Annotated in this window: 30 protein-coding genes and 1 tRNA gene; 4 read left to right on the forward strand and 27 right to left on the reverse strand. The window is 40.4% G+C overall.

The genetic code is table 11. The features are described from left to right. Nucleotides 1-2 precede the first annotated feature (2 nt). From HMPREF2628_RS00460 to HMPREF2628_RS00570, 22 genes are all read right to left on the reverse strand, one after another. Nucleotides 3-1262: a PBSX family phage terminase large subunit gene (locus HMPREF2628_RS00460; RefSeq protein WP_070842029.1), complete on the reverse strand. Its 1260-nt coding sequence runs from the start codon at nt 1260-1262 to the stop codon at nt 3-5. Beyond that, complete coding sequence (locus HMPREF2628_RS00465) at nt 1246-1776, reverse strand: terminase small subunit (protein ID WP_070842030.1); 531 nt, start codon at nt 1774-1776, stop codon at nt 1246-1248. Before HMPREF2628_RS00465 ends, HMPREF2628_RS00460 begins: the two co-directional genes overlap by 17 nt. A 62-nt stretch (nt 1777-1838) precedes the next feature. Next, nucleotides 1839-1909: transfer RNA gene (locus HMPREF2628_RS00470), tRNA-Trp, on the reverse strand. A gap of 155 nt (nt 1910-2064) precedes the next feature. Then, on the reverse strand, nt 2065-2352 hold the full coding sequence (locus HMPREF2628_RS00475) for a DUF1492 domain-containing protein (protein ID WP_257375262.1): 288 nt from the start codon (nt 2350-2352) through the stop codon (nt 2065-2067). 119 nt (nt 2353-2471) lie between these two features. Further along, nucleotides 2472-3233, reverse strand: coding sequence for a DUF1642 domain-containing protein (locus HMPREF2628_RS00480; protein ID WP_070842032.1), 762 nt, complete (start codon nt 3231-3233; stop codon nt 2472-2474). Between the two features lie 184 nt (nt 3234-3417). Continuing rightward, nucleotides 3418-3633: a hypothetical protein gene (locus HMPREF2628_RS00490; protein WP_070842034.1), complete on the reverse strand. Its 216-nt coding sequence runs from the start codon at nt 3631-3633 to the stop codon at nt 3418-3420. Next, a complete protein-coding gene (locus HMPREF2628_RS00495; protein WP_070842035.1) occupies nt 3630-4028 on the reverse strand; it encodes a RusA family crossover junction endodeoxyribonuclease in 399 nt (132 codons plus the stop codon). Before HMPREF2628_RS00495 ends, HMPREF2628_RS00490 begins: the two co-directional genes overlap by 4 nt. Before the next feature lie 13 nt (nt 4029-4041). Next, complete coding sequence (locus HMPREF2628_RS00500) at nt 4042-4239, reverse strand: hypothetical protein (RefSeq protein WP_070842036.1); 198 nt, start codon at nt 4237-4239, stop codon at nt 4042-4044. A 301-nt stretch (nt 4240-4540) separates the two neighbouring features. Beyond that, complete coding sequence (locus HMPREF2628_RS00505) at nt 4541-6817, reverse strand: AAA family ATPase (protein WP_070842037.1); 2277 nt, start codon at nt 6815-6817, stop codon at nt 4541-4543. Further along, nucleotides 6818-7078 (reverse strand): hypothetical protein, encoded by a 261-nt coding sequence (locus tag HMPREF2628_RS00510; protein ID WP_070842038.1) that lies wholly within the window; start codon nt 7076-7078, stop codon nt 6818-6820. It abuts the gene before it with no gap. Nucleotides 7079-7207: 129 nt separating this feature from the next. Further along, a complete protein-coding gene (locus HMPREF2628_RS00515; RefSeq protein WP_070842039.1) occupies nt 7208-7378 on the reverse strand; it encodes a ribbon-helix-helix protein, CopG family in 171 nt (56 codons plus the stop codon). Nucleotides 7379-7468: 90 nt separating this feature from the next. Then, nucleotides 7469-9052: a DEAD/DEAH box helicase gene (locus HMPREF2628_RS00520; RefSeq protein WP_070842040.1), complete on the reverse strand. Its 1584-nt coding sequence runs from the start codon at nt 9050-9052 to the stop codon at nt 7469-7471. Between the two features lie 10 nt (nt 9053-9062). After that, nucleotides 9063-9620 carry a hypothetical protein gene (locus HMPREF2628_RS00525; RefSeq protein ID WP_070842041.1) on the reverse strand — a complete coding sequence of 186 codons (558 nt, stop codon included), beginning with the start codon at nt 9618-9620 and terminating at the stop codon, nt 9063-9065. A gap of 13 nt (nt 9621-9633) precedes the next feature. Beyond that, complete coding sequence (locus HMPREF2628_RS00530; protein WP_070842042.1) at nt 9634-10371, reverse strand: hypothetical protein; 738 nt, start codon at nt 10369-10371, stop codon at nt 9634-9636. A gap of 2 nt (nt 10372-10373) precedes the next feature. After that, a complete protein-coding gene (locus tag HMPREF2628_RS00535; RefSeq protein ID WP_033606201.1) occupies nt 10374-10796 on the reverse strand; it encodes a hypothetical protein in 423 nt (140 codons plus the stop codon). A gap of 45 nt (nt 10797-10841) precedes the next feature. Beyond that, nucleotides 10842-11960: an ATP-binding protein gene (locus HMPREF2628_RS00540; protein ID WP_070842043.1), complete on the reverse strand. Its 1119-nt coding sequence runs from the start codon at nt 11958-11960 to the stop codon at nt 10842-10844. 3 nt (nt 11961-11963) lie between these two features. Beyond that, on the reverse strand, nt 11964-13289 hold the full coding sequence (locus tag HMPREF2628_RS00545) for an AAA family ATPase (protein WP_070842044.1): 1326 nt from the start codon (nt 13287-13289) through the stop codon (nt 11964-11966). 1 nt (nt 13290) lies between these two features. Continuing rightward, nucleotides 13291-13503 (reverse strand): hypothetical protein, encoded by a 213-nt coding sequence (locus HMPREF2628_RS00550; RefSeq protein WP_070842045.1) that lies wholly within the window; start codon nt 13501-13503, stop codon nt 13291-13293. After that, nucleotides 13500-13685: a hypothetical protein gene (locus tag HMPREF2628_RS00555; protein ID WP_070842046.1), complete on the reverse strand. Its 186-nt coding sequence runs from the start codon at nt 13683-13685 to the stop codon at nt 13500-13502. Before HMPREF2628_RS00555 ends, HMPREF2628_RS00550 begins: the two co-directional genes overlap by 4 nt. Then, nucleotides 13682-13954 (reverse strand): hypothetical protein, encoded by a 273-nt coding sequence (locus HMPREF2628_RS00560; protein ID WP_061420077.1) that lies wholly within the window; start codon nt 13952-13954, stop codon nt 13682-13684. The genes HMPREF2628_RS00555 and HMPREF2628_RS00560 overlap by 4 nt, the downstream gene beginning before the upstream one ends. Before the next feature lie 72 nt (nt 13955-14026). Then, nucleotides 14027-14317: a hypothetical protein gene (locus HMPREF2628_RS00565; RefSeq protein WP_070842047.1), complete on the reverse strand. Its 291-nt coding sequence runs from the start codon at nt 14315-14317 to the stop codon at nt 14027-14029. A 167-nt stretch (nt 14318-14484) separates the two neighbouring features. After that, complete coding sequence (locus HMPREF2628_RS00570) at nt 14485-14676, reverse strand: DNA-binding protein (RefSeq protein WP_049500644.1); 192 nt, start codon at nt 14674-14676, stop codon at nt 14485-14487. 297 nt (nt 14677-14973) lie between these two features. Between HMPREF2628_RS00570 and HMPREF2628_RS00575 the strand changes: the two genes are divergently transcribed. The 4 genes from HMPREF2628_RS00575 (at nt 14974) to HMPREF2628_RS00590 (ending at nt 18314) form a co-directional block, all read left to right on the forward strand. After that, the gene (locus tag HMPREF2628_RS00575; RefSeq protein WP_070842048.1) at nt 14974-15330 is read left to right on the forward strand and encodes a helix-turn-helix domain-containing protein; all 357 of its coding nucleotides are present in this window, start codon (nt 14974-14976) and stop codon (nt 15328-15330) included. Nucleotides 15331-15333: 3 nt separating this feature from the next. Beyond that, nucleotides 15334-16425 carry a hypothetical protein gene (locus HMPREF2628_RS00580; RefSeq protein ID WP_070842049.1) on the forward strand — a complete coding sequence of 364 codons (1092 nt, stop codon included), beginning with the start codon at nt 15334-15336 and terminating at the stop codon, nt 16423-16425. Between the two features lie 222 nt (nt 16426-16647). Continuing rightward, nucleotides 16648-17028: an ImmA/IrrE family metallo-endopeptidase gene (locus HMPREF2628_RS00585; protein ID WP_070842050.1), complete on the forward strand. Its 381-nt coding sequence runs from the start codon at nt 16648-16650 to the stop codon at nt 17026-17028. A gap of 143 nt (nt 17029-17171) precedes the next feature. Beyond that, nucleotides 17172-18314: a tyrosine-type recombinase/integrase gene (locus HMPREF2628_RS00590; RefSeq protein WP_070842051.1), complete on the forward strand. Its 1143-nt coding sequence runs from the start codon at nt 17172-17174 to the stop codon at nt 18312-18314. An 86-nt stretch (nt 18315-18400) separates the two neighbouring features. On the opposite strand, the gene HMPREF2628_RS00595 is transcribed toward HMPREF2628_RS00590, so the two are convergent. From HMPREF2628_RS00595 to HMPREF2628_RS00615, 5 genes are all read right to left on the reverse strand, one after another. Further along, nucleotides 18401-19117, reverse strand: coding sequence for a YebC/PmpR family DNA-binding transcriptional regulator (locus HMPREF2628_RS00595; protein WP_070842052.1), 717 nt, complete (start codon nt 19115-19117; stop codon nt 18401-18403). A 96-nt stretch (nt 19118-19213) separates the two neighbouring features. Continuing rightward, nucleotides 19214-20584 (reverse strand): MATE family efflux transporter, encoded by a 1371-nt coding sequence (locus HMPREF2628_RS00600; protein ID WP_070842053.1) that lies wholly within the window; start codon nt 20582-20584, stop codon nt 19214-19216. Between the two features lie 115 nt (nt 20585-20699). After that, nucleotides 20700-21854, reverse strand: coding sequence for a recombinase RecA (recA, locus tag HMPREF2628_RS00605; protein WP_070842054.1), 1155 nt, complete (start codon nt 21852-21854; stop codon nt 20700-20702). A 54-nt stretch (nt 21855-21908) separates the two neighbouring features. After that, on the reverse strand, nt 21909-23165 hold the full coding sequence (locus tag HMPREF2628_RS00610) for a competence/damage-inducible protein A (RefSeq protein ID WP_070842055.1): 1257 nt from the start codon (nt 23163-23165) through the stop codon (nt 21909-21911). 67 nt (nt 23166-23232) lie between these two features. Continuing rightward, a complete protein-coding gene (locus tag HMPREF2628_RS00615; protein ID WP_049487428.1) occupies nt 23233-24270 on the reverse strand; it encodes a glycopolymer--peptidoglycan transferase LytR in 1038 nt (345 codons plus the stop codon). Between the last annotated feature and the right edge of the window lie 2 nt (nt 24271-24272).

Raw genomic sequence — 24272 nt, forward strand, 5'->3', positions numbered from 1 at the left:
TTTTAAAAACCTCCTTTGAATAGTTTGATTTTTGTTTTATATATCCTATCTTGCAAAGCATATCTAATCGCATCGATGCAGTGATTATAGCCATCAACTGGCTCGTTGATGTACTCATTTGTCTTCTTGTCTTTCTTCCAAGTGTAATTTTCAAGTTCTTCAATCAGCTTTACGCATCTTTCATCAACTACCCAATCATACTGAAGCAAGTATTGTATGCCCTGCATGACTGAGCCAGGACCTTTCTGCACATCAACAACCCGAGGGATTCCAAGATTTCGCAATTCTTGATTCGATTTCTTTTCGGCACTATCAGCCATAATTTGTTCCTTGGCATACCCAAGGGCCTTGATACTTTCTGCAATCTTGTCATTTGTCAATCCCTTTCTTACAAATTCTTCGACTACATATAAACGCTTGTTAGCATCGTCTATCCTTACATGAAGCAAGGCTGACGGGTCATTGATGAATCCATAGTCAAGACCAAAATAAGACGGCAGATGCGCCAGCTCGTCTTTATTAAGCAATCGTTTCTCGTACTTTGGAAAGACTAGCTTGTCCAATGTCGCAAACTCACCCAGAGCGTAAATCTTGTAGTACGCTTCATTTCTGTTGGCCAGTTCTTCGATATTCTCAATCGTGACCTTGTCTAAAAAACGATTATCTTTGTAGGATGTGTGATAAACAACCGTATTTTTTGGTTTCTTAACAAAAAAAGCGTTGTAGGTCCAGTTGACTTTTGAAACTGGGTTAAACATCAAGAAGATTTGTTTCTGCTTGTGTTTTTTATCCCTGAGACGAAGCGTAAGCTGCGTGTAATCGTCTAGCGTGAACTCAGATGCTTCTTCCATGACCACATCCGAAACGCCCTTAATGGACTTAATTTTCTCCGGATTGTCTAACCCTTTGAAAATAAACTGTGCACCGTTTGGTAACTCAATTCGATAAGCTGAATTGTTAACCTTGCACTTATCAAGTAACTGCCAATTATCCAAACATTGCTTCACATCTTCAAAAATCGAGTCATAGACTGTCGACCCCACTTTACGCAAAAAAAGTATTTTACGTGGATGCTTCCAATCTTGACAAGCCTTAAATACAACCTTTTGAATGACACCATGGCTTTTACCGCTTGATGCTCCACCGTAATGGACTTCAGTAAAGGTTGAATAGTCTGTCAGCTTGTCATAGATATGCTTATTGAAGACCCTGCTTGGATAGTCAATGACTATCTCGATTTTAGGCTTACTCTTCGTCAGCATCCCAATCACCTACTTTGATTTCGATAGTGCGTTGAGTGATATCGATGTTATTTTGATACATTCCTAACGTTTTCGCGTATTTGTCCGATGCTGACAACATTATAGATAGATCAGGAGGAACTTCCTTGACTGACTGATAGCCTTCCCCGTCGCCGACAAGTTTAACGTCTTTAATCTCACGTCTGATAATTTTCGCCCAAAACTGCTGAATGTCTACCGAATTTAGCAAAGAAAGCTCCGTCCTGCGCTCATCAAAAGCATTTTTTAGTTTTTCAACGACTGGTGGAATATGTTCATACTTGTTCATACCTGCTAACATATTTGAAGCTGACGTTCTCGCAGTTTTCTCGCTAAAACCAGCTTCTTTTGCTGCTTGCGTAGCGTTCTGGAAACCATTAGCCATGTAAGCCAGCACAAAGGATTTCTGTCTATTCCTGGAGGCAGGCCAGTCTGACATCAAATCTATAGCATGTTTTTTTAATTCATTGATAGCCATTTCTTCACGTTCATTCATTGCTACCTCCTTTCAAAAATCAAAAAAAGCCACACAATGTGTGACTTAATGAAGACCTCTCACAGACTTTGCAGGAATCGAACCCACGATAACAGTTTTGGAGACTGTTGTGTTACCGCTACACTAAAAGCCTAAAAATAACGATACCAAGGGTTGAACTAAATAATACAACGAGGAAATCACCAGCTTGCCACCCCTGATACCGTTAAACATTAAAGGAGCCATCAAGTACTTACCTTACTCGTTGACAATACCATAATATCACTTTAGGAATTCCAAAGAGTTCCATTAGTTCCATTTTTTAGAAATTTTTTTCAAAGCACTCTCTCTAGCCCGATGAATCGTCCCACGTCCGCAACGTAACTGAGCCTGAATTTGACTCCATGACAATCCATCAATGTACAACAAGCGCATGATAATATTTTCCACAGGATCATCCAATGACTCAATCACTTGCACAAGCTCGTCCCGTTCCCTATAGAGTTCTTGGATTTCGCGGTACAGCTGTTCTGATTTATCAATAATCAACACATTCAATTCTTCAGAGCGATTAGACGAGTTTTCTGACTTTGGCATATTATTAAACTGCTGTCCTCGCAAAATGCTCGATTTCAAGCTGATAATTTCCTGGTGCTTAGACTTCGCTTTGATATCGATGTACTGCAAAGCTTTTAATCGTTGCTTGATATTTATCGTCAATCTTTCACCTCCTCGACTTCAATACCCTCACAATCGAACACCCAGCCGAAGCCATTCGAAACTACTTCCTTTTTCGTGAGTTTATAGCACTTTTCTGAAAAAAAAGTACTTTTTGTAAAAAGGAGTACTACGGGAGAAAAATGTCCGTATTTATCTGCTAAATTTGCATTTTGATTGACAAGATATAAGTCCCCGTCGTTTCGGTTTAGAAGTTTAATTTCGTATTTTTTCTCCTTTTCTACTATGTAGCCGTCAAGCCATGCTCGAGCGAAGAGGTCTTGGTTATCTACAAATATAAACCATTTTTTTATTTCGGCATTTTCGTGAACCAGCTCCATTGCTTGGTATAAAGAATACCCTAGACCTCTGCAATGTTCTATCCAATCAGCCACGAACTGCGGAACTTGGACTTTATTCAACTCACTTCGAATCTTATCAGCATCCTTCAATTGATTGCCAACCCATGCTCCCTCAAGTTTTCCTTGCTCGTAGCCTTCACGCCATTTTGCATGACTAAAATCTTGCTCAAATTCACCCATGATGGCCTTTAGCCAAACTTCACGATCATGCACTGGCAATTCTCGCAATCGAGCTAGTATGTTCTTGACATAACGAGGTGCTTCGTCTGCATGGCCTGTTTCTGGTTCGTCTAGCTGTTCTAAGTCTTGTAAAAAGATTTGGCGCGCTAGCTCTGCTCCTTCAGTATTCCATACACCCTCAAGTTTTTTATACTTCTCAACCAATTCATTAAGTTTCATCTTCCAACTCCTTTATTCTCTTCTTCCAGTTTTTCACTTTCTTTTTAAGCAAGTCACGTTCCTCAGACCTACTAAAAGCGAGCGATTTGACACACGGCTCAGATAGTTCAACTATCCTTGCCTCCGTTTGCTCGATTGTACGTTTCAGTCCGTTGATTACTGTTTGTTTGTCATACTTCATTAATTATCCTGCTTGTTTTTCTAGCCAGTTAAATAGCAAACCAAACTGTTCTGTCACCAGCTCATCATCATTGTATTGTTTGCAAATTTCTCCGATAGACGACACAGCCCATTGCCAATAAGCATCCGTTCCGAATCCAACTTCTTGGCTCTTTTGATTGCTGTGTGCCATCCACTCAGGAATGACTCTGCTAAAGAAATCAATATAATTGATTTTCATGGCAATTCCTCAATCTTGATATAGATCCCAACTGTGTCAGCCCAGAACTTTTCGACAATCTCGCTGGCCACTTGTGCATCGTCTTGCCAATATCCAAGTTTCGTCATGCAATCCTTGAGCAACTTCTGTAAATTATCTGTATCCGGCTTTGTGGTCTTGTACTGACCATCATAGCTTTTTTTGATACGAGGGAAGCACCACTTGACTGTCAGCCGAATCGCTCCTTTAAATTTATCAGGAGGCACATGCTGGGCAAGCAAGCTCTCAAATTTCGCTCTGGCATTTTTCAGATCCTCTGGCTCATAAAAGATTGGCTTACCAGATTTTACATTTACCTTTTTTTGCTGGTGGGTCGTTGTCGGAATTTTTTGCATCGGTAAAAAGAATTCAATCATTTTTACCTCTTTACTAATCTGATACAACTATAGCAATTACACGACCATCATCAAATAATTTGAATTCTGTCTTGATAATTTCATAATCATCATTTTCTAACTCTCCAATATACTCATTGATGTCATCTTGAAATTTTTCAATAGCTGTTTCGGTATTTTCGAGATCAAAGTCAGCCTCACTAAATTTACTTTTAAAAATATCTACATACATTTTTATTTCACCTTTCTAATTTTACATGTTTTTGTTTGTTATAATTTTGCGCCCTTTGCAAAAGATGAGACAAAGGATAAAGGGGCAGGACTTACAGCCCCTTTTCCTTTTCTCTTTTGCTTTTACGAAGGAAAAGTCCTTTTATAACCTTGAATAAGGTTATTACCTTAATTTTTCTAGAAAAAATTGTAACTTTTTCCTATTTTTCCAGATTTGACAGGAAAAGAAAAATACACAGTTTTTTCTATTTTGAGAAAAGAAAAAGTTAGAACTTTTCTAAAGAATTCTTTGTAACTTTTTCCTATTTTTCCTTTTCTTTTATAGTAAAAACAATACCGTTTTTGATGTCAAAACTTTCATGTTCTTCAACATAATTTTCCACTGTCTTTTTACTTTTCACTCCAAAATATTCTTGAATTTCTTCCACGGTCACTGGTGAAACTCCATCAAAAAGTGCACTATACGCCGTCTCGAGTTTCTTGTTCCGTTCCTTTAAGTTTTCCTCTTTAGATTTTCGACCTCCTCTTGCATTGGCTGCTGCTTTCTTCATATAACTGTTACTCTCCTCCAGCTTAATATCCGCCAACACGCCTGATTCATCAAGTGTATGCACTGGATAACTGAACCACATGTTGACTGGCTTGAACTTGGCAAACTCTCGGAGCGTGCCCTCGACTCGCCACGCAGTCGCTATCTGGATCTTGTTGCGAGCTTCTTCGAGCTTATCCACGAATGGAGCACGATCCATCACATCAGGGATACCTTTTTCAAAGTGCGTTCGCATCTGCGCTGGGCTTAATAGGTCATCTAGTCCGACATTTTGCTGGTAATAAGCGTTATTTCGTTCTTGTAAAGCCTGTTTGTACACTTCGCACGCTGCCTGATTCAGCCTTTGAGTAAGCAATTCTTCTGATACTTCCAGCTCGACCAAATCGATAAGCGCGTCAGGATCCCGAGCAAATACACCCGAACCACTAGCGCGGTCCATGGACTTCTTGCCACCTTGAGAACCTTTCGAGTGGTGATGGCAGTAGATAACACTAGAGCCTAACTCTGTGGCTACCTTATCGAATTGATTGGTAAAGTGTGCCATCTGGTCTGCACTGTTCTCGTCTCCAGTCAATACTTTATAGATTGGGTCGATGATAACTGCGATATAATTCTTTTTCAAAGAGCGACGAATAAGTTTAGGAGCCAACTTGTCCATCGGTACAGTTTTCCCACGAAGATTCCAGATATCGATATTCTGGATGCTTTTAGGTGGTAATCCCATAGCTTGATAAACATCACGAAAACGATGCAAGGCAGACGGACGGTCTAGCTCCAGATTAACATATAAAACACGTCCTTGGGTACAATCCCAACTAAGCCATTTCTTTCCCTCGGCAATTGCGATTGACATTTCAATCAAGGCGAATGACTTACCAGCTTTTGAAGGACCAGCAATCAGCATCTTATGGCCTTGACGAAGGACACCTTTTATCAACTCAGGAGCTAACTCTGGCAAGTTATCCCAACTATCGGCCAATCCTTCAGGATCAGGTAAATCATCGTTCAAATCTTCGATGTATTGATACCATTCATCCCAATCGGCCTTACCAATATTCGTATCTACCAAGAATTGCTTCTGTCCATTACGGATGAACCCAGGCATACGAGATAGTCTACTTGGATTTCGATTCTGTGTATCGACGATAATGCCGTTCTTTTGACAAATCTTATAAAGATAATCAACCCTATTACGGTATTCTTCGTAGTTCTTAGCGTCTACTTTCACGATAGCGTGTAACGACTTGTTTCCACTGTGGACTAAGGCTGCAATCGGTAGCTCCAGCTCTTTATAAATGGCGTTTTGCTTGTCAATTGGCATACTGTCGGATTCCACCAGAGCATAGCGAAAATCTGTCACATTTTCATTTTTTGCGCCTTTCCCATCCATTGGATTGAATCGAACCCATGCGCCGGCTTCTTCGTGATAATCACCTAGCACTGCACCGATATCGCCATTACATCTACTAAGTTCTTCAATCAATTGCCCAGCAGTCCGATCATAAGCTCCCTTAGTTGGCAGCCATTTGACAATCTCGCCTGTTTCATCGTCAGTCTTTGGATAACATTCAGTCACATAACCGACATTTTCGCTAGCCTCGAAGAGTGTTTCAAGGTATTTGATAATCTCCTGAACTGGATTCCAAATAGTTGGCTCATGGATTTCCTTACCTTCAATCCAATCTTTGTTAATCACACGATAATCACGGTCTATTGTATCGGTCCAGCCTAACTCATGTGCATTCTCGCTATCATAGCTGGATTGCGACACCCAGCCATTTTCTTTAGCAAGTTGGGTAATCGTCGCACCAGTCACAATCGTTCCTGCTTCTTCGTTGAAGGTATCCCATTTCTTGAAGCATTCAAATTTCTTGTACCGGCTATCGTTTTGTGACCAGTTATCCCAATCTGCTGCAGTATAGCCCTCATGCTTCAAGGCCATGCCGACCGACAACCACCCCTCATATGAGAGGGTAGCTGGGTCAATATAATTTAATAATGGTAGTAAATCAAATTTTTCTTCTGACATTTATTTCTTACACACTCCTGTTCTGACTTCTTCTCTCACGATTGCACCATGTTCCTCAGTCAAGCAGTTTAAACGATGTCTAATTAGATTAAGCAATGCCCAATGCGAGCTATGCTGTGTGATTAAATCTAAATACGTCTCTGGTTTATCGAGGTCAGGAGCAACCGATAACCATTCATGTAGAATATCTAATGAATCTTGTATTTCGCTAACATAAGCAACCAATTCTTCGTAACTGTTTAAAATATTTCTTTGAGCCATAATAAAAACACTCCTTGTGTATGTTGAAAAGAAGTGTCCACTCGTGATATAATAGATTTCACGGAGTTTACACTTCGGGTGGACAGCTTAGAACCGTCTGATTGGCGTTAGGGGTTCTAAGTTGTTTTTTTATTTGAGTAACTCAACCGCTCTGCGAATCGCTTCTGACTTTGTAACCTGTTGATTTTTACAATAACTCTCAAACTTATCGAAAGTTTCTTGTGTCATTCTCACAGTTACACGCTTGTCTTGTGGCTTTTCAGCTTTGGGACGACCTACTGTTTTTTTATTGTCAGTCATGGTTCACCACCTTTCTGTCTGACAACAATTATTATAATTCTTGTCAGACAAATTTGTCAAGTGTTTTTATTAAATTTTCAAAGAACTTTTTTAATTTGGTACATATTCTTTAGGATTAACATTTTGCGGAAGTCTCCAACCGCTGCTTGCTATTCTATTTATCATATTTTTGGCATTTTCAAAGCTCCATAGACCGACATTTCTAAAGCCATATCTTTCCAATAATCGAATCTGCTTTGGTGTGGTCAGACCTTCTGACTGTCGCTTGCTAAGTCGGTCTAGTAACTTGCTAGCTTTACCGTAATTTCCGATTTCGTCAGTAAAAATTCCAAATTTTTCTAAGGCTTGTAACTGATTTTTTGTTGGAGGAGACTGCTCGATTCCAAAGTTAGGTACATAGTTCGACAAATCTTCAGCATGGATAGACATTTCAAATTGCAATGGATCTACTAGCTTACGTTTACGCTTGCGCATTTCTTCCAGCTGTTTTGCCAAAGCCTCTTCACGCTGTGCGACGACGTCCTCGGTTGCCTTGACTTCCATATCTTCAAGGTCAAGCATTACACCAGTTTGCTCTTCCATGTTCTCAACCATCTTTTGAGCAACTTCTGGAGTCTCACAGATTAAGTGAGCTGGTCGGCAAAGCTCGTGTCGTTCTGTATGCCAGAGGAAGTCTAGCAAGAGTAATTCTTCCTTTCCTGGATGCAAGCGAGTCCCACGCCCTACCATCTGGCTATACAAAGCACGCACCTTAGTCGGTCTTAGAACTACTACGCAATCAACTGATGGACAATCCCAGCCCTCTGTTAGAAGCATGGAATTGCATAAGACATTGTAGCGGTCCTTCTCAAAATCTTCTAAGACTTCTGCACGATCCTTGGACTCTCCATTGACTTCAGCGGCACGAAAGCCTTTTGAGTTTAAGATGTCACGAAACTTTTGCGAAGTTTTAACTAAAGGTAAGAATACGACTGTCTTGCGGTCTGCACATTGCTTGACCATTTCGTCAGCTATCTGCTCCAGGTATGGATCCAGTGCCGTTCCGACATCGCTCGCTTTAAAATCGCCTGCCGACATGCTGACATTTGATAAATCCAAGCTAAGCGGAATTGTCAGGGCCTTAATTTTAGATAAGTAGCCTTCTTTAATAGCTTGGACTAGCGAATATTCATAAGCAAGGCTATCGAAGTAAGAGCCTAGGTTCTTCATGTCTCCGCGGTCTGGTGTGGCAGTTACTCCTAATACATTCGACTGCTCGAAGTAGCCAAGGACACGCTGATAACCATCTGAAATGGCGTGATGGGCTTCGTCGACTACAATCGTATCGAACCAATCAGGAGGAAATTGACTAAGTCGTTTCTCTCTCTGCATGGTCTGGACTGATCCGACGACTACTCGATACCATGAACCGATAGAGGTATTCTCAGCTTTCTCTAGTGCTGTGCCAAGCCCAGTCGCAGTCTTAAGTTTGTCGCTAGCCTGCTCTAAAAGCTCCGACCTATGAGCAAGGACAAGCACACGCTTGCCCTCTTTCACTTGGTCTTCAATGATTTTGGAAAATACAATCGTCTTTCCACATCCAGTTGGCAATACTAAGAGCGTGCGCTTGCGACCTTTAGCCCATTCAGCTTGAACAGCTTCCCGTGCTTCCTGTTGATAAGGTCTTAATTGCATCCCTTACCTCCTAGAACTGTCCAGCTTGGTATCCAGCTTGTCCTTGTGGTTGTTGTCCAAAGTTCTGCGGTTGTGGTTGCTGGTAACTTGCTTGTGTAGTTTGTCCTGGTTGCTGATTCAACACTTTTGTATAATCCACATCTTCAGGATAGAGCATAGATTTGACTTCGTTATAATTATTTTCCTTGTACTGTCGAGTTCCGACTTTACATACACCAGTTGCACCGATGATGGTGTTCCAGTTCATGCGAAGTGGTTCGCCTTTTTTCTTTTGGCCAATTGCAGCAAAGAAAGCAGATAGCATTCCTTCAGTTGAGCTGTGCAGGAATAGATTGTGTCGCAATTCTGTTTCGCCTTCGTTAGCTACAATCTTGATGCTGACGATAGCCTTGTTACACGCTGGCAATTTTCCGGGATTTTGTGGATTCGGCGTGTGACGTGTACGTTCCATGCCAACGACTGTAAAATAGTACAAGCCGTCAGGTAGTAAGACGCGGTCCGAGTCTTTTTCAATCGTGTCTTCCCAGCCAATTTCGTGATCAAAGTTGTTGTATTGTTGTTGTGTCATGTTGATTTCTCCTTTAAGCTAAAATAGTAATTTTTTTGTTGCTAGCAAGTTCATTTTTTAAATAATTTGCGATGTTTTCTACGGCTTCTAATTTCCATTTGCCCCCATCTGCTTCAAAAAGCGCAAGATTCGCCGATTTATTAATGCGGAAGACGAATTGACTTGCTGGTTGTTCCACTTCGTTGAAGGTACGATATGGTCTCAAGGTTACTGGATTTGGAGTTTTAGCTTGTGCTAGGCTTGCTACACCATCGCGAACCGTAGCCATTTGGCTGATGCCATTGTCCTGTACTTCTGCACCTTTTTCGATTTTCAAATGGCTAGCAAAATCCAAAACCAAATTACGGTCTGCATCATCGATAAACATAGACTGCAGCATAATATTGAATTCTTCCTGGTCGCGCCAATTGCTAAAAGGAATAACTGGAACGGTTGCTTTTACAGATACGAGCTGAGGACGTTTACCATTTTCAAAATCAACTTGATCATATACAGATACCTTATGGAAACTGTCCACGACAACTACAAGTTTACGATCGCTGATGAAATCGTTATTTGATTTGAGATAGTCAACTAAACTTTTGAGCGTCTGAAGCTCAAGGATAGGTGCGTACTTACGAGGGTTAAGTTCCTGTAAGTTATATTCATTGCTGTCAAAATATTCCTTCCCGGTTTCTGAACGAATGATTTTGTTTTCTTTACCCGCTAGTTCGACTGCGTACGATAATGCATCTTTAATATTTTCTGTCATGGTTAGTTACCTGCTTTCTTTTTGTTGTAATCAATGATATTTGTGCTTTGTTGTTCTACTTCCTCGACGAGTTCGCCAGTGTCAGTTCTCATGTCTCCGTTGTCATCAAAGTAAGTCTGACCTGGAATGCCACTTTTGAGCTCGTTAGCGTGAATTTTACCAGTGTCGTCACGACCGACAATGACAGTTGTTGCGACACCTTTCTGCGGTGCCAAAGTGGATTTGACTTCCATGCCTGTCTTAACAACAGTACGCTCATCATCCGTTGACATCGTCAGTGTGATCGTGACCTTACGGGTTGCTTTAGCTTCTGTATTAAGGTCCAGAATATTCTCAAGAACTTTCTCAAGTTCTTTGTCAACCTTTTCTTGTAGGGCTGTATTTGCGATTTTTGACAAATCGATTTTAATAGTTTTATCTTTCATAGATACTCCTTGTTATATTTTGCTATGATTTCTAATTCCCAAAACTTACACATTGAAGGGCAGTTCAGGATCTGCTCGCACTTGGTTTTGAATAACTTCCATGGTTGCCTGCCAGTGTGCGACAATCATATCCCAGTAATCAGGAGGGAAGTTTTCGATTGGCGTTCCTAGCGGGAAATGACCACGGATATATGCAACTTTTTGAAGCTCTTCTTCTGTCACGTTGCCTTGCGCCATGAGGTCCGTCAAACTCTTAGGCAGACTTACATGATATTGCGCAGGTGGTGTCTGTGACTCGCTAGAGGCTTCATTTTGAGGTTTTTCAGCGACCTGTGACATATCGAGAGGCAATTCCTCTTGGACTTGCTCAGGGGCTTGCTGTGTGGTTTGCTGAGGTTCTGGAGTGACCGCTTGAGGTTGTGGTGGAATAGGTTGCACTTGTTGATTCGCAAAGATATGAGCAATCCCAGCATAATTGAACGGTAATTTGTCTGGCAATCCATGGCGATTCTTGGCATCCCAAGCTGGGCGATGGTTGGTATACATCACACGTTCACCGCCCTGCGGCTTCTTCTTGCCGTTATCTGCCGTCATGACCAAGGTCTTGTAATTGGCAAATAGAACCATATCTGCCCATTCCTTGACGAGTGGTGCCGTTTTAGAGCCAGTCTTTTGCCCAAGCTTCAATTCGTATCGATCGTACGAACCCATTTCGTCTGGTTGTTCAAATTTCTTGATTTGAGCGTGCGCAGTCAATACCACGTTGATGCCCATATCAACCAAATCAGACAAGCTATTCAAGAACCGCCCCATTTCTTCTTGGACATAGGTATAACCCTTGCCCCAGCCAAAATCTTCAATACCTTGCTTACCATGTTGAGAGCAGATGTAATTAACTGCCAAAGCTTCTGCCCAGTCGATTGTGTCGATGACGAGTGTCCCGCACTCAGTCGGATTCGCTTTGATAAAAGCAATTTCATTGATGAGCATAGTCCAGCTGGTCGGCTTATCTAACCGCGCCACATCCATGTTATCGGTTGAACCTTCCGTATCGATAAAAACTGCATTTGGAAATTCAGCAGCAAACGTGGACTTGCCGATTCCTTCAGGACCATAGATAACTACCTTTTGAGCCCGCGCCCGTTTTCCTCTTGTAATTTGCATGTTTTAAAATCCTCCTTGCCATGTAGCCGATGCTGCAGCGTTTGCTACCCCACTTACTAAACCGTTTTGAGCAGCAAAAACAAATTTTTCCGGCTTCACGCTATACCCGTCTTCAATCAGGATGCTACATTCGTCTCCTGTTGATACCCGTGTCGCGATTGCTTGCAAACCTTCTTGTTCAAGCCATGCGCCAAATTCTTGCAAGGTCTGCTGATCCATTTGCTCCAGCTTGTCAATCAAGACAAATCCACATTCTGGCTTCAATTTGCGCACGATTGCAGTCGCCACTTGCAGTTGTTGACTACCAGACATGTTGTCCCATCTCTGGCCAAGATAGAGCAATTCGCCATCATCCACAGACAAGCCAGGCAATGGCAAGTCTGCATTTGTGAGTAAGTCTGTTTTTTGCTTGTGGATATCAGCAATGACGTTGTCAAGTTCCTTGTATTGCTCGCGATAGCCTTTGGCATCTTCTTCCGCCTTATCTTTGTCCAAATTAGCTCGAACTTTACGATTGATTTCGTCAATCTCTTCAATGTTATTTTCAATTTCTTCAGTTGATTCATCGAGAAGATCCATGGCATCGGTATTTGCGATAGCCAAGTCTTGAGCTAACTGACTTTCTTTTTCTTTGGCATCGGCCAGCAATTGCTCCAATCGTTCAACTTCTGCGGTTGCTGAGTCGTGTTGATTTTTGATAGATACCAAGTTCTGTCTCTTACGAGCATTCTCGCCATTCTTAGCAAAAATAGCTTGTTGTTGCTGGATAAGTTCAGCGATAGAGACCAATTCTTTCGGTGCATCTGGATAATAAGGCTGTTCTTTAGCAAACTTTTCCTTTTGATCAGCAATCACACCGATTGTATGACGCTCATCGTATTTGGCCTTTTCCTGCATTTCAAGCTCAGCCAATTGCGGACCGACTCCGATAATCTGCAACAGAGTTTTAGCCTTCTCTTTGCTAGTCTGCTCCATGAATTTTGGCAAGTTGATAGCCAGCTCCTCAACAAAGCTATCAAGCAAGTTTTGACCAGCCTTGTTACCGCTTGGGTCAATGACCTTGAGAGTACTGTTCTTACCACTTCGCTCCACAATCAATCCGTTTGATAGCGTGATTTTCAAACTTGGCGGAATTGTACTTCCTTCTCTCTGAGCTTGGCTAGGTTTATACTTATTTCCCCCCAACGCCCAAGCAATCGCGTCCAGCACGCTTGTTTTACCCTGATTGTTATTTCCACCCACGATTGTCAATCCAGTTGCAGAAGGCTCTAGCTTGACCGCTTTAACGCGCTTGACGTTTTCAATTTCCAGTTTGTTGATTGTTACCATTTTAAACTCCTTCTTCTACACCCTTTGCGAGTCCTTCCGGTGGCTCTACATCATAAGTAAATTGTTTATCTGATTTCTCCAGGTTCATACGTGCAACATTGTTAGCTATGAACCGGCGCTCTTGATGCTTCATTTCAGCGTGGTCATCCAGTGTATTCACTAGAGACCATAGTCCAATCCCTACGATTGTTATCAGGTAAATGTACTCCATCATTTTGCGTTCTCCTTTTCTTTATAAATTGCTACAATTTTTTCAAAATCAGCAATACGCTGATTTGCTTGTTGGTATTTTTCTTGAAGGTCAATCAATGCTCTGTTTAAATCCAAAGCTACGATTCTCCAGTCAGTATTTATTTCTTTTTTCAACCAGTTTTTTATTTTTGTTAAAAAGTTCATCCGACTGACCTCATTTTCTTGCTTTTTTTCATTTCTTTCTCCCATGCTTGAGTCCCACGATATTGCAGATATTCGTCAAAGCCTTTGATTGTTACAAGCTGGCCATCATTCCTAAGGTGTTTCTGCTGGCTAGGTAGCTTCTTCATCTCTCGTCTCATGTCTCCCGCTTGTCGTTTTGAGCATCCGAAGATGTGTTCTAATTCTTCATCATTAGCAGAGACTTTTTCAATGATCACATCTTTAATTCTTACAATTTCAACTGCTTCCATTTTTGCTCCTTTCGTGTTATAATCATGTTGAATATTTTAGTATGCGCCTGATTGCCGTCAGGTGCTTTTTGTTTATAAATTTGAAATTCTAATAAGAATTTTTTCCAATTCTTCTTTGCCATTGATGTAACCAATCACGTCATCGGTTATTCCTGATTTGTAATCCAAATCCCACAACCCCGATTCCTTGTTATACTTGATAACTGCTAACTCAAGTCCGTATGAATACTTGTTGTGAACTACACTCGCACCATATCCGTTAGCAAAATGATATTCATGCCTTGGATACTTAAAAAAGCTATCTGTATGATCAGTAAATTCTTCGCACTCAATTTCGATTTTAGGTAAGTTATATTGCTCCATACTTAAAACCTTCCGTTTGTTTCCTTAACTTCTCGATAACCATCTGAAGTCGTTTCTCATCGACAGAACCTACCGATAAAACCGTAGCGCTTATATTTCCTGCGCTCATTGTTGACTTTAGTTTTACCCTGCTATACGGATATCGTCTTGGTCTCATTTCCTTCCTCCTACTCAATCCCGTAATCTTCAATAACCTGAAGAATGAAACTGTTCGCTCGTGGACCTTTAGTCGTTCCACTTAGAATATTTGTTACTTCCTGTCGTTTAAAGCCATAAGCAACCGCTAGAGTTGTTTTTTTAATACCCTTGTCTTTCAAAAAAGCATTGACTTTCTCACGACCATTTGTGATATCTGGCATATGCGTTCCTCCTTCTTTACTTATTTGTAAATAAGAAACAACTAAAAAATTAACTATTTTTTATCTTTTCGTTTGACTTTTTTTAGATATTCGTCTAAAATGAAAGCATAATAAAAACACTAATAAATCTATAAATACCGTTCGCCAAAACATTTTTTATAATTTATTTCTTAGTTGTTTTTTTAGTTGTTAATTACTTACAAATACTATTTTAGTCGTTCGTCTAAATTTTGTCAAGAGTTTTAGATGAAAAAATAAAATATTTTTTTGTAATGCTTCAGAAAGGTTGATGTATCAATGTTTGAGACATTCGAAAAAATTAAAAGTTTAGCTAAAAAACAGGGAATTTCTCTAAACACTTTAGAAGATAGGGTTGGTTTGGGGAAAAATTACATTTACAGTCTTAAAAATAAAAAGACTCCATCTGCTGAACATATATCCAAAATCGCAGACTACTTCAACGTATCTACAGATTACTTACTTGGTCGTACAGATAATCCGTCTATTGCAAAGGATGATACAATCGCAGGGTATACATCAGACGACCTCCGAAAGATGGCAGAGAATGCCAAGACCTTCGATGGTAAGCCTCTTACAGAAGAAGACATCGATGCCATCCAGAACATTATTGAGATTTATTTGAGAGGTAGATAGGATATGATTACGCAAGAACAGGTAGATTTTTTTAACATCCTTTTTGAAAAAGTTCAATATCAGCTACCTTCAGTAGACAGCGCAAAGGACTATTGGTTCGTAAGAGCTCAGAAAGGATTATTTTATAAAAGTTTCCTCACCGGCGGCTATATCGCCATCGGATGGAACTACATCACCTTAGAAGACCTAGAACGACTCGATGAAGATTCTATAAAGGGAAAGATAAAAGAATTTGATAAAAGTATAGAAAAACCTGGCTCTGCCTATAGTCAAATGATGAAGTTTGCTTACGGTTTAAATGTCGGAGATATCGTTATCGTCCCTTCAGAATCTCCAAATGATTTCCTTATTGGCGAGGTGACTAGTAGGCCCTACACAGAAAGCGATGCGAATATAGAAGCAGCCTCCAACGTTTGTCCTTTTAACAAAAGAATAAAAGTCCACTGGCTAGGAATTATTCCAAACAGAGATATTGATCCACAATTATATAAACTAGTGCACTCTGGTCACACAATCACAGATGCAAATCCCTATAAAAAATTCATCAACCGTGGTTTGTATGATACCTATATCGATCACGATCACATGAGTCTCACTTTTAAAGTCCAGGAAGAAAATAATGTCGACGCTTTTGGATACTCAGCTTTTCTACACACCGTCTTGCAAATGGCAGATATCGTAAAAAAAGCAAGTGGAATGGAAGATGAAAAAGTTGTCCTGAGAACCAATGTGCAATCAACAGGGCCTATCGAATTGCTTGGAAATCCAACAGTACTTATCCCAGTCCTAACATTTATTACCATATTCGCAGGCGGAGCAGCATTCAAAAATCTCATCAAGCGTAATGGAGCTGATGTTGAAATCGACTTTAAAGGTAACGTTTTTAAGGCCCGACTTAACAGTGATGGTGACGAAGCTATCAAAAAAGCCCAAGCAAATAAAATAAATGCTGAGGCTCTCGCGTTATTAGTAGATAAAGGAATGAGTCCAGAGTTCGAAGGTGCTACATCTCAACTAGATATTAAAGCTCCAGAAGTAGCAACTAAGATTCTTCAAAATGAACTATCCGAATCTCCAGAAAAAGTCGAAGAATAATTTCAGAAATAACAAAACTGAGTAAAACGATAATTGGAAGTGTTAGGATTTGTCTTAGAAAAAAGTAACAAATCAAAAAAACAAACGCTGAAACTTGAAACAGTACAGCTAAATGTGCATAGAGTTTCAACTTCATTTTTATCACTTCCTTTCAATTCTATTTTACTCTAGTTCATGAGATAAAACAACTAATTTAAAAAAATATTTGAAGGATGATAGCCTATGACTATTGAAGAGCTAGTTGACTCACACGGTGTCACTCTCGCTTACTTTGATAACGAACTTTGGCAAAGACCTGGAGTTTATATCAAAGAAATCAGTATTATCTTTATAAACCGTGAACTGTCCGAGGAAGCAAAAAAACGGGTCGTATACCACGAATTAGGACATCTGAAACATTCTACTACACTATACAAAAACAACCACACCAGATGCGAAAATGAAGCCAATAGGCATATGATCCATAAGCTGCTAGAAGAAGAACTCGCACTATCAGACGACCATCAATCTTTCAACTATATCCAGTTCATGCAAAAACATGAGCTTAGAACAGTCACGGACGAATTGATGGTAATTGACGAATATTATGAATTGATAGGATAGTTCATCAGAATAACTATAAAAACAAAAAAATCCCCACACTCAAATTTTGGTCGAGGAGAGTGTGAGGATTAGGTAGTATAGTAAAAGGCATTAAAAAGCCCTTTTTACTATACCCATTTTAACAAAAAAGTGAGGTAAAATCAATGTGGATGGAAGAATTGCCAAATGGCAAATATAAATTTTTTGAGCGATATAAAGATCCATATACTGAGAAATTGAAAAAAGTGTCAGTCACGATGGAGAAGAAAACTCCCCAGGCAAGAAATCAAGCTGCTATCTTGTTGCAAGAGAAGATAAATAAAAAACTCAGCACAAAACAGGTAGAAAGCATTACATTTGAAAAAATCTATAACCTTTTCTATAAATCATGGGCGCAAACAGTAAAAGCATCTACAAAACACAATTATACTTTTGTTGATGCAACTATGAAAAAAGAAATACCATCTGACACTTTACTAGCTAATATCGATAGACGATATATCCAGAGCAAGATTGAAAATATTATTGATAGCAATGGCTATCATACAGCTTATAGAGTACGCAGCAGACTCAAAAGCGTCTTCGATTATGCAGTTCAATACTCCTATATCGGAAATAACGAGGTTAATTACAACGAGGTTAATTACACGGTTATTCCTAAAAAGCCGGAAACTTTAGAAGATATTGAAAAAAAGCGCAACAAGTTTTTGACTATGCAAGAAATCAAAACATTAATAGACGCACTAAACAATCAACCATATCAACAAAAATATGCCGATATGGTAACGGTTCTTGCTCTTACTGGTATGAGATATGGAGAGTTGACCGCATTACAACTCAAAAATATAGACTTCCAAAATAAAAAAATTGAGATTACAGGTAATTTTGATTCAGTAAACAAAATAAAAACATTGCCAAAAACCGCAAAATCTATTAGAACAATATTGGTATCAGATGCGGTTATAGAGGCCATACAACGTCAAGTGATCCGCCTCACTGAACGCTATCAGCCGCTAAAAGATGATGATTATATCTTTTGCTTAGAAGTCTGGAATAGCCCAATAACATTAGCATCTTTTATTCAAGCTATAAAAAAATACGGTGCGAAAGCTGGAATAGAAAAAAATTTATCTAGTCATATTTTCAGACATTCTCACATCTCGTTTTTAGCAGAGTCTGGATTACCTATCAAATCAATAATGGATCGTGTTGGTCACTCAAACGCAAAAATGACTTTAGAAATATACTCCCACACTACACAAGATATGGAGGGTAAACTCGTAGAAACGTTAGATAGTATTTTTTAATTTTGCCCCTTTCCTGCCCCTTTCGTTCGCACAAAATAACAATAACCCTTGAAAATCCAGTATTTCCAAGGGTTATATTTTTGTCATTAGAATCCATCTACGTTTGTGTAGATCTTTTGTACGTCTTCGTCGTCTTCAAGAACGCTGTAAAGTTTTTCAAAAGTTTCAAGGTCATCCCCTGACAATTCCACTTCTGACTGAGGAATCATTTCCAATTCAGTAACTTGGAATTCTTCGACACCTGACTCACGAAGGGCAACGATAGCCTTGTGAAGGTCAGTTGGAGCTGTGTAAACTGTGATTGTACCTTCTTCTGCTTCTACATCATCCACATCCACATCTGCTTCTAGCAATTGCTCAAAGACTGCATCCGCATCTTCACCTGCAAATACAATAACACCCTTGTTATCGAAGAGGTATGAAACTGAACCTGAAGCACCCATGTTTCCGCCGTTTTTACCAAAGGCTGTACGGACATTGGCCGCTGTACGGTTGACATTTGAAGTCAAAGTATCAACAATCAGCATAGAACCATTTGGTCCAAAACCTTCGTAACGTCCTTCTGTAAAGGTTTCGTCTGTGTTTCCTTTAGCCTTATCCAAAGCTTTATCGATAACGTGTTTTGGCACTTGGGCTTGTTTAGCACGGTCGATAACGAATTTCAAGGTTGAGTTTGATTCTGGATCTGGATCACCTTTTTTAGCTGCTACATAGATTTCTACACCAAATTTTGCATATACTTTAGAGTTAGCTCCATCTTTAGCCGTTTTCTTGGCTACGATATTGGCCCATTTACGTCCCATTAGGAATCTCCTTTTTTCACATTTTAATCTTTCTTATTATAACACAAGTTTTTTCGATTTTCACTAGAAGAAATGGATTTTATTCAGTAAATCCAACTAGGATTGCACTTTGGTTACCAATATCGCCTTGCCTTCTTTTATCAAGGGGTGACGGAACAGTGAGAAGTACAGCTGAATGGTCATGGCAACCCAGATAAAGGGTTCGCAAAGGATAACTCCCTTATAGCCTGCCCAAGGAATAATCAAAACCACAAAAGCGATTTTCCCGATTAGTTCTATAAAGCTAGAAACTAGAGGAAGGATCTTTTGCCCCAAACCCTGCAAACAATTGCGATAAATCAATAAGAGACTCAAAATAGGATAAAAGGCTGAACTGATTTGCAGATAGAGACTTCCATTTTCTATCAAGTAATCATCTGTCGAACTAGCCAAGAAGGAAACCAATGCTGGACTGGCAAAAAAGAGGAAGATACAAACAAAAACTGCCCAGGATATACTTAAACGACTGCCGATTCGAAGACCTTGAACAATGCGGTCTGGGCGCTTAGCACCTAAATTCTGAGAAGCAAAGGTCGTCATCGAAGCGGAAATAGCGGTCATAGGAAGAAGGGCGAAGGCCATAATGCGTCGAGCCGCCGTCTGGGCACTAATAATCACTGCACCAAAGGTATTAACAGAAGACTGTAAAATCACACTGCCGATAGATACAATCGAACTCATCAATCCCATAGCCAAACCTTGCTCCAAAAGATCCGAATATAAGTCCTTGTCCCATTTGAAATGCTTAAACTGAGGCAAAAGTTCTGGCACGCTCTTACGGATATAATAAAAGCATAAAACCGCTGATAATCCTTGTGAGATAATAGTCGCAAGTCCCGCAGATTGAACTCCAAGATGCAATTGCGTAATAAAATAGAGATCCAGAACCACATTAACCAAGGCAGAAAAAATCAAAAATCCAAGGGCAGCTAAACTGTCCCCAATAGATCGCAACAAACCTGCAAAGAGATTATAAGCGAAGCTAACACCGACACAGGTTACAATCATAGATATATATTGATAAGATTGAGGGAGTATTTCAGCAGGAGTATCTAGGTACTGTAAAAGAGGATACAGTCCCAGAAAACCCATCAGCATCACTACAACACTCAAAAGTGCACCTAAAATCCAGGTGGCTGCTACTGCTTCCTTTATTTTAGTGAAATTTCGAGCCCCGTAATAACGGGCAATGACAATCCCCATCCCATTGCCAACACCAAGAGTAAAACCTACAATCAGGTCAAAAATCGCTGTCGTCGCTCCTACTGCAGCCAAGGATTCTTGACCAAGAAATCGTCCAACAATCAAGACATCAGCAGTATTATAGAGCTGTTGAAAAATATTTGATAGCAAGATTGGGAAGGCAAAACTCAAAAGCGAGGGAAGAATCGGACCATGTATCAGGTCCACTGTTCGTTTTTTATTCATAAGGCTATTATATCAGCTTTCGAAAGGAGCGACAAGAAACAGCAAACTATGCGTGAGCGGAAAACCAGAATAAGGCAGCGAAAAAGCAGTGGATTTGCTCCACTACTTTAACAGCCTATTCTTCAATTTCGATTTCAAGCTCGTCGCCTAGGTCAAGTGTAACTTCTTCATTCACAGAATCTGCTTGAACTGCTTCATCTTTTTTAGTTTCAACACCTTCTTCTCCATCAATCAAACCAAATTGAACACGGACTTGATGGTCAATCTCATCAAAGACTTCTGGATTATCTGCCAAGTATTTCTTAGCATTTTCAGAACCTTGTCCGATTTTCTCATCCTTGTAAGAGTACCAAGCTCCTGCTTTTTTGATGATATCCAAATCGCTTGCGATCTTCAAAAGTTCACCAGTCTTAGAAATACCTTCTCCGTACATGATTTCAACGAAGGCTTCCTTAAATGGTGGAGCTACCTTGTTTTTCACGACCTTAATCTTAGTTTCCTTACCGACATTGGTGTCTTTCTGGTCACCAGTTCCCTTGATTTGTGTGCTTCCACGAACATCCAAACGCACTGAAGCGTAGAATTTCAGAGCACGTCCACCAGGAGTTGTTTCTGGATTTCCAAACATAACCCCAACTTTTTCACGCAATTGGTTGATAAAGATGGCAATTGTTTTGGTTTTATTGATAGAAGCACCAAGTTTACGCATAGCCTGGCTCATCATACGAGCCTGCAAACCAACGTGGCTATCTCCGATATCTCCATCAATTTCCGCACGAGGTACAAGGGCAGCAACTGAGTCGACTACGACAAGATCCACGGCTCCTGAGTCAATCAATTTTCCTGCAATCTCAAGACCTTGCTCTCCTGAGTCTGGTTGTGACAAGAGCAATTCGTCAATATTGACCCCAAGAGCCGCAGCATAAGCTGGATCAAGGGCATGCTCCGCATCGATAAAGGCTGCAATCCCACCTTCTTTTTGCGCTTGCGCAACTGCATGAAGGGCAACCGTTGTCTTACCAGATGACTCTGGCCCATAGATTTCAATGATACGTCCCTTAGGATAACCACCTGAACCAAGGGCAATATCAAGAGCCAAGGAACCTGAGCTCATCACTTGCACTTTTTGCTCTGCACGTTCACCCAAACGCATGATTGAACCTTTACCAAAGTCTTTCTCAATCAATTTAAGAGCATCATTCAAGGCTTTTTCACGTTCTGCCCCGAATTTTTTTGAAATTTCATCTAATTTTTTTGGTTTTTTCGCCATTCTATTCTCCTACATTCTAATGGTCCTCAGACCTATCTACTATTATATCAAAAGTTAGTCACTTAATAAAGCCTTGCGAACTAGGTTAAAGGCATGCATAACCGCAATGTGCCGTACATCTGCTCGACTTCTGCCTCCAATATTAACCTTGATGACTTCAGTTCCATGCTCTTGAGCCAAGCCTATGAAGACTGTCCCAGCTGGGTGCCCTTCTATGCTATCTGGTCCTGCCACTCCAGTCAAACTAAGGCCAAAATCCGACTGGGTCTTGCTTCGTGCCTGCTCAGCCATCTTCTGAGCTGTAAATTCAGACACCACACCATGTTCTTCCAAATCCTTGACAGGAATATCCAACATTTTTGATTTTTCCTCCAAGCTATAGGTCACAAAACCACCCTTAAATATACTTGAAGCTCCTGAAAAATCCGCTACATTGGCTTGGAAAAGCCCTGCCGTCAAACTCTCGGCTGCAGTGATGGTTTTCCCTTGCTTTTTCAGCTTTTCTACCACAATGCTGGCCAAGCTGGACTCCTCTCCATAACCATAACAGAGGTCTCGTAAAGAAAGGCCTTCAAAGGTCTGGCGGTCCAAGATTTGATTTTCCAAGATATGCAGCGCTTGATTCACCTCTTCTTGGCTGCTAGTCTTTGTTGACAGACGCAGAGTGACTTCTCCTGTCTTAGCATAAGGGGCCAAGGTCGGATCTGTTTGATTATCAATCAAATCAGACAAAATCGTAACCAACTGACTTTCGCCAATCCCAAAGAAACGAAGAACTCGGGAATATAGCTTACTCCCTGTCATCAACTTAGGTAGAAGTTGGTTTAAAACCATGGGGTTTAATTCACTTGGTGGACCGGGAAGGACGACATAGGTCACTCCATCGACTTCCAATATTCCTCCCACAGCCAGTCCTGTTTCATTCGGTAGCGGAGTCGCCCCTTCTACAATTTGAGCTTGTCTTTCGTTATTCGGTGTTCGAGCATAGTCTGGTCGCTGGGCAAAAAAGACATCTAACTTCTCCTGCGCCTGAGGATCGAAGACTAATTCTTTCCCTAAAAATTTAGCCAGGGTTTGTTTGGTCAAATCGTCCTCAGTTGGCCCCAAACCGCCTGTCAAAATCACCAGACTACTACGTTGACTGGCAATCTCAAGCAGGGATAAGAGACGAGCTTCATTGTCTCCTACAGCGGTCTGAAAATATACATCTACCCCAATCTCTGCTAGTTTTTCCGACAAAAACTGGGCATTGGTATTAACAATCTGTCCTGTCAAAATCTCTGTTCCAACAGCAATGATTTCTGCTTTCATGTTTCCTCCTACCTATCTATTCGTATTTTTTTGAAAAAATCGCAGGAAATTTCCCACGATTTCATTATTAATTTTGTTCTATTTCTACACTTGAAGCATTCGTTGGTGTAGCAGTTCTTCCAAGAATTGCTTCGTATAACACAGCATTGGTTTCTACTTCAGTTACTTCCTCTTTACCTAGTGAACGACGTAAGAGATTTTGCATTTCTAACATATGCTCAGTTGTAACAATCTGGTAAGAAATGCCCTGAAGTTCAGCATCTTCTCCTCGCAATTGATGTGTTTCAATATTCTTGAAGGAATCTTGATAACCAAGTAATTGTGGAATACTTTTCGCTGATAAATCAATGTTGGTCTGCATATTGGTACTTAGGGCTTTTAAGATAGACTGATAGTGACTAACACTATTCAAGCTAAGAACTTTTTCAACAACCTTTTGAATGACTTCACGCTGACGCTTCTGACGTCCGTAGTCCCCTTCTGGATCTTGGTAGCGCATGCGAGAATAAACAAGCGCTTCTTCACCATTTAGAGTTTGCTGTCCAACACCAATGGAAATTTTATTAAATTCTTCCTGGTCAGTAATCGAAATTGGAAAACCGAGTGTATTATTTACAGTCACCCCGCCAACTGCATCAACCAATTGTTGCAGCCCCTGCATATTCACCATAACGTAACGATCGATATGAATATTCATCATTTTCTGGATAGTTGAGATTGCCAATTCCGCACCACCACCAGCGTAGGCGGCATTTAGTTTAGCTTCCTCAACACTACCATCTTTATGCTGAATTTTAGTCAAGATATCACGTTCCAAACTCAACATCGTTGTTTTTTTCGTATGCGGATTAACCGTTAAGAGAATCATGGAATCACTATTTCCCTCCCAAGGGTCAGTTCGTTCTACGTTTCCAGTATCAACCCCCATTAAAAGGATCGTTAAGGGTTCAGTCGCCTCAATAACATTGGTTTCTTCCCCTATTTTTTTATAGGTCTTTGATAAGGTTTGTGTGCCTTGCTGATAAATGGTATAAGCAAAAACACCGACACCCAAAACTGTCACAGCTAGAAAAGCTAGCACCATTCCAATAATTTTTTTTACCATAT

Origin of the sequence: Streptococcus sp. HMSC063B03, assembly GCF_001836965.1 — a bacterium.
GTDB lineage: Bacteria > Bacillota > Bacilli > Lactobacillales > Streptococcaceae > Streptococcus > Streptococcus pneumoniae_F.

What these genes read in the sequence shown, in the direction of transcription:
- HMPREF2628_RS00590 (WP_070842051.1), top strand. Translation starts at nt 17,172, where the DNA reads ATGTGGATGGAAGAATTGCCAAATGGCAAATATAAATTTTTTGAGCGA.
- HMPREF2628_RS00610 (WP_070842055.1), bottom strand. Translation starts at nt 23,165, where the DNA reads ATGAAAGCAGAAATCATTGCTGTTGGAACAGAGATTTTGACAGGACAG.
- HMPREF2628_RS00585 (WP_070842050.1), top strand. Translation starts at nt 16,648, where the DNA reads ATGACTATTGAAGAGCTAGTTGACTCACACGGTGTCACTCTCGCTTAC.
- HMPREF2628_RS00490 (WP_070842034.1), bottom strand. Translation starts at nt 3,633, where the DNA reads ATGAAAATCAATTATATTGATTTCTTTAGCAGAGTCATTCCTGAGTGG.
- HMPREF2628_RS00580 (WP_070842049.1), top strand. Translation starts at nt 15,334, where the DNA reads ATGATTACGCAAGAACAGGTAGATTTTTTTAACATCCTTTTTGAAAAA.
- HMPREF2628_RS00520 (WP_070842040.1), bottom strand. Translation starts at nt 9,052, where the DNA reads ATGCAATTAAGACCTTATCAACAGGAAGCACGGGAAGCTGTTCAAGCT.
- HMPREF2628_RS00615 (WP_049487428.1), bottom strand. Translation starts at nt 24,270, where the DNA reads ATGGTAAAAAAAATTATTGGAATGGTGCTAGCTTTTCTAGCTGTGACA.
- HMPREF2628_RS00475 (WP_257375262.1), bottom strand. Translation starts at nt 2,352, where the DNA reads ATGCCAAAGTCAGAAAACTCGTCTAATCGCTCTGAAGAATTGAATGTG.
- HMPREF2628_RS00595 (WP_070842052.1), bottom strand. Translation starts at nt 19,117, where the DNA reads ATGGGACGTAAATGGGCCAATATCGTAGCCAAGAAAACGGCTAAAGAT.
- HMPREF2628_RS00550 (WP_070842045.1), bottom strand. Translation starts at nt 13,503, where the DNA reads ATGATGGAGTACATTTACCTGATAACAATCGTAGGGATTGGACTATGG.
- HMPREF2628_RS00465 (WP_070842030.1), bottom strand. Translation starts at nt 1,776, where the DNA reads ATGAATGAACGTGAAGAAATGGCTATCAATGAATTAAAAAAACATGCT.
- HMPREF2628_RS00570 (WP_049500644.1), bottom strand. Translation starts at nt 14,676, where the DNA reads ATGCCAGATATCACAAATGGTCGTGAGAAAGTCAATGCTTTTTTGAAA.
- HMPREF2628_RS00500 (WP_070842036.1), bottom strand. Translation starts at nt 4,239, where the DNA reads ATGTATGTAGATATTTTTAAAAGTAAATTTAGTGAGGCTGACTTTGAT.
- HMPREF2628_RS00515 (WP_070842039.1), bottom strand. Translation starts at nt 7,378, where the DNA reads ATGACTGACAATAAAAAAACAGTAGGTCGTCCCAAAGCTGAAAAGCCA.
- HMPREF2628_RS00495 (WP_070842035.1), bottom strand. Translation starts at nt 4,028, where the DNA reads ATGATTGAATTCTTTTTACCGATGCAAAAAATTCCGACAACGACCCAC.
- HMPREF2628_RS00565 (WP_070842047.1), bottom strand. Translation starts at nt 14,317, where the DNA reads ATGGAGCAATATAACTTACCTAAAATCGAAATTGAGTGCGAAGAATTT.
- HMPREF2628_RS00510 (WP_070842038.1), bottom strand. Translation starts at nt 7,078, where the DNA reads ATGGCTCAAAGAAATATTTTAAACAGTTACGAAGAATTGGTTGCTTAT.
- HMPREF2628_RS00560 (WP_061420077.1), bottom strand. Translation starts at nt 13,954, where the DNA reads ATGGAAGCAGTTGAAATTGTAAGAATTAAAGATGTGATCATTGAAAAA.
- HMPREF2628_RS00505 (WP_070842037.1), bottom strand. Translation starts at nt 6,817, where the DNA reads ATGTCAGAAGAAAAATTTGATTTACTACCATTATTAAATTATATTGAC.
- HMPREF2628_RS00480 (WP_070842032.1), bottom strand. Translation starts at nt 3,233, where the DNA reads ATGAAACTTAATGAATTGGTTGAGAAGTATAAAAAACTTGAGGGTGTA.
- HMPREF2628_RS00530 (WP_070842042.1), bottom strand. Translation starts at nt 10,371, where the DNA reads ATGACAGAAAATATTAAAGATGCATTATCGTACGCAGTCGAACTAGCG.
- HMPREF2628_RS00540 (WP_070842043.1), bottom strand. Translation starts at nt 11,960, where the DNA reads ATGCAAATTACAAGAGGAAAACGGGCGCGGGCTCAAAAGGTAGTTATC.
- HMPREF2628_RS00600 (WP_070842053.1), bottom strand. Translation starts at nt 20,584, where the DNA reads ATGAATAAAAAACGAACAGTGGACCTGATACATGGTCCGATTCTTCCC.
- HMPREF2628_RS00545 (WP_070842044.1), bottom strand. Translation starts at nt 13,289, where the DNA reads ATGGTAACAATCAACAAACTGGAAATTGAAAACGTCAAGCGCGTTAAA.
- HMPREF2628_RS00555 (WP_070842046.1), bottom strand. Translation starts at nt 13,685, where the DNA reads ATGAACTTTTTAACAAAAATAAAAAACTGGTTGAAAAAAGAAATAAAT.
- HMPREF2628_RS00535 (WP_033606201.1), bottom strand. Translation starts at nt 10,796, where the DNA reads ATGAAAGATAAAACTATTAAAATCGATTTGTCAAAAATCGCAAATACA.
- HMPREF2628_RS00525 (WP_070842041.1), bottom strand. Translation starts at nt 9,620, where the DNA reads ATGACACAACAACAATACAACAACTTTGATCACGAAATTGGCTGGGAA.
- HMPREF2628_RS00460 (WP_070842029.1), bottom strand. Translation starts at nt 1,262, where the DNA reads ATGCTGACGAAGAGTAAGCCTAAAATCGAGATAGTCATTGACTATCCA.
- HMPREF2628_RS00575 (WP_070842048.1), top strand. Translation starts at nt 14,974, where the DNA reads ATGTTTGAGACATTCGAAAAAATTAAAAGTTTAGCTAAAAAACAGGGA.
- recA (WP_070842054.1), bottom strand. Translation starts at nt 21,854, where the DNA reads ATGGCGAAAAAACCAAAAAAATTAGATGAAATTTCAAAAAAATTCGGG.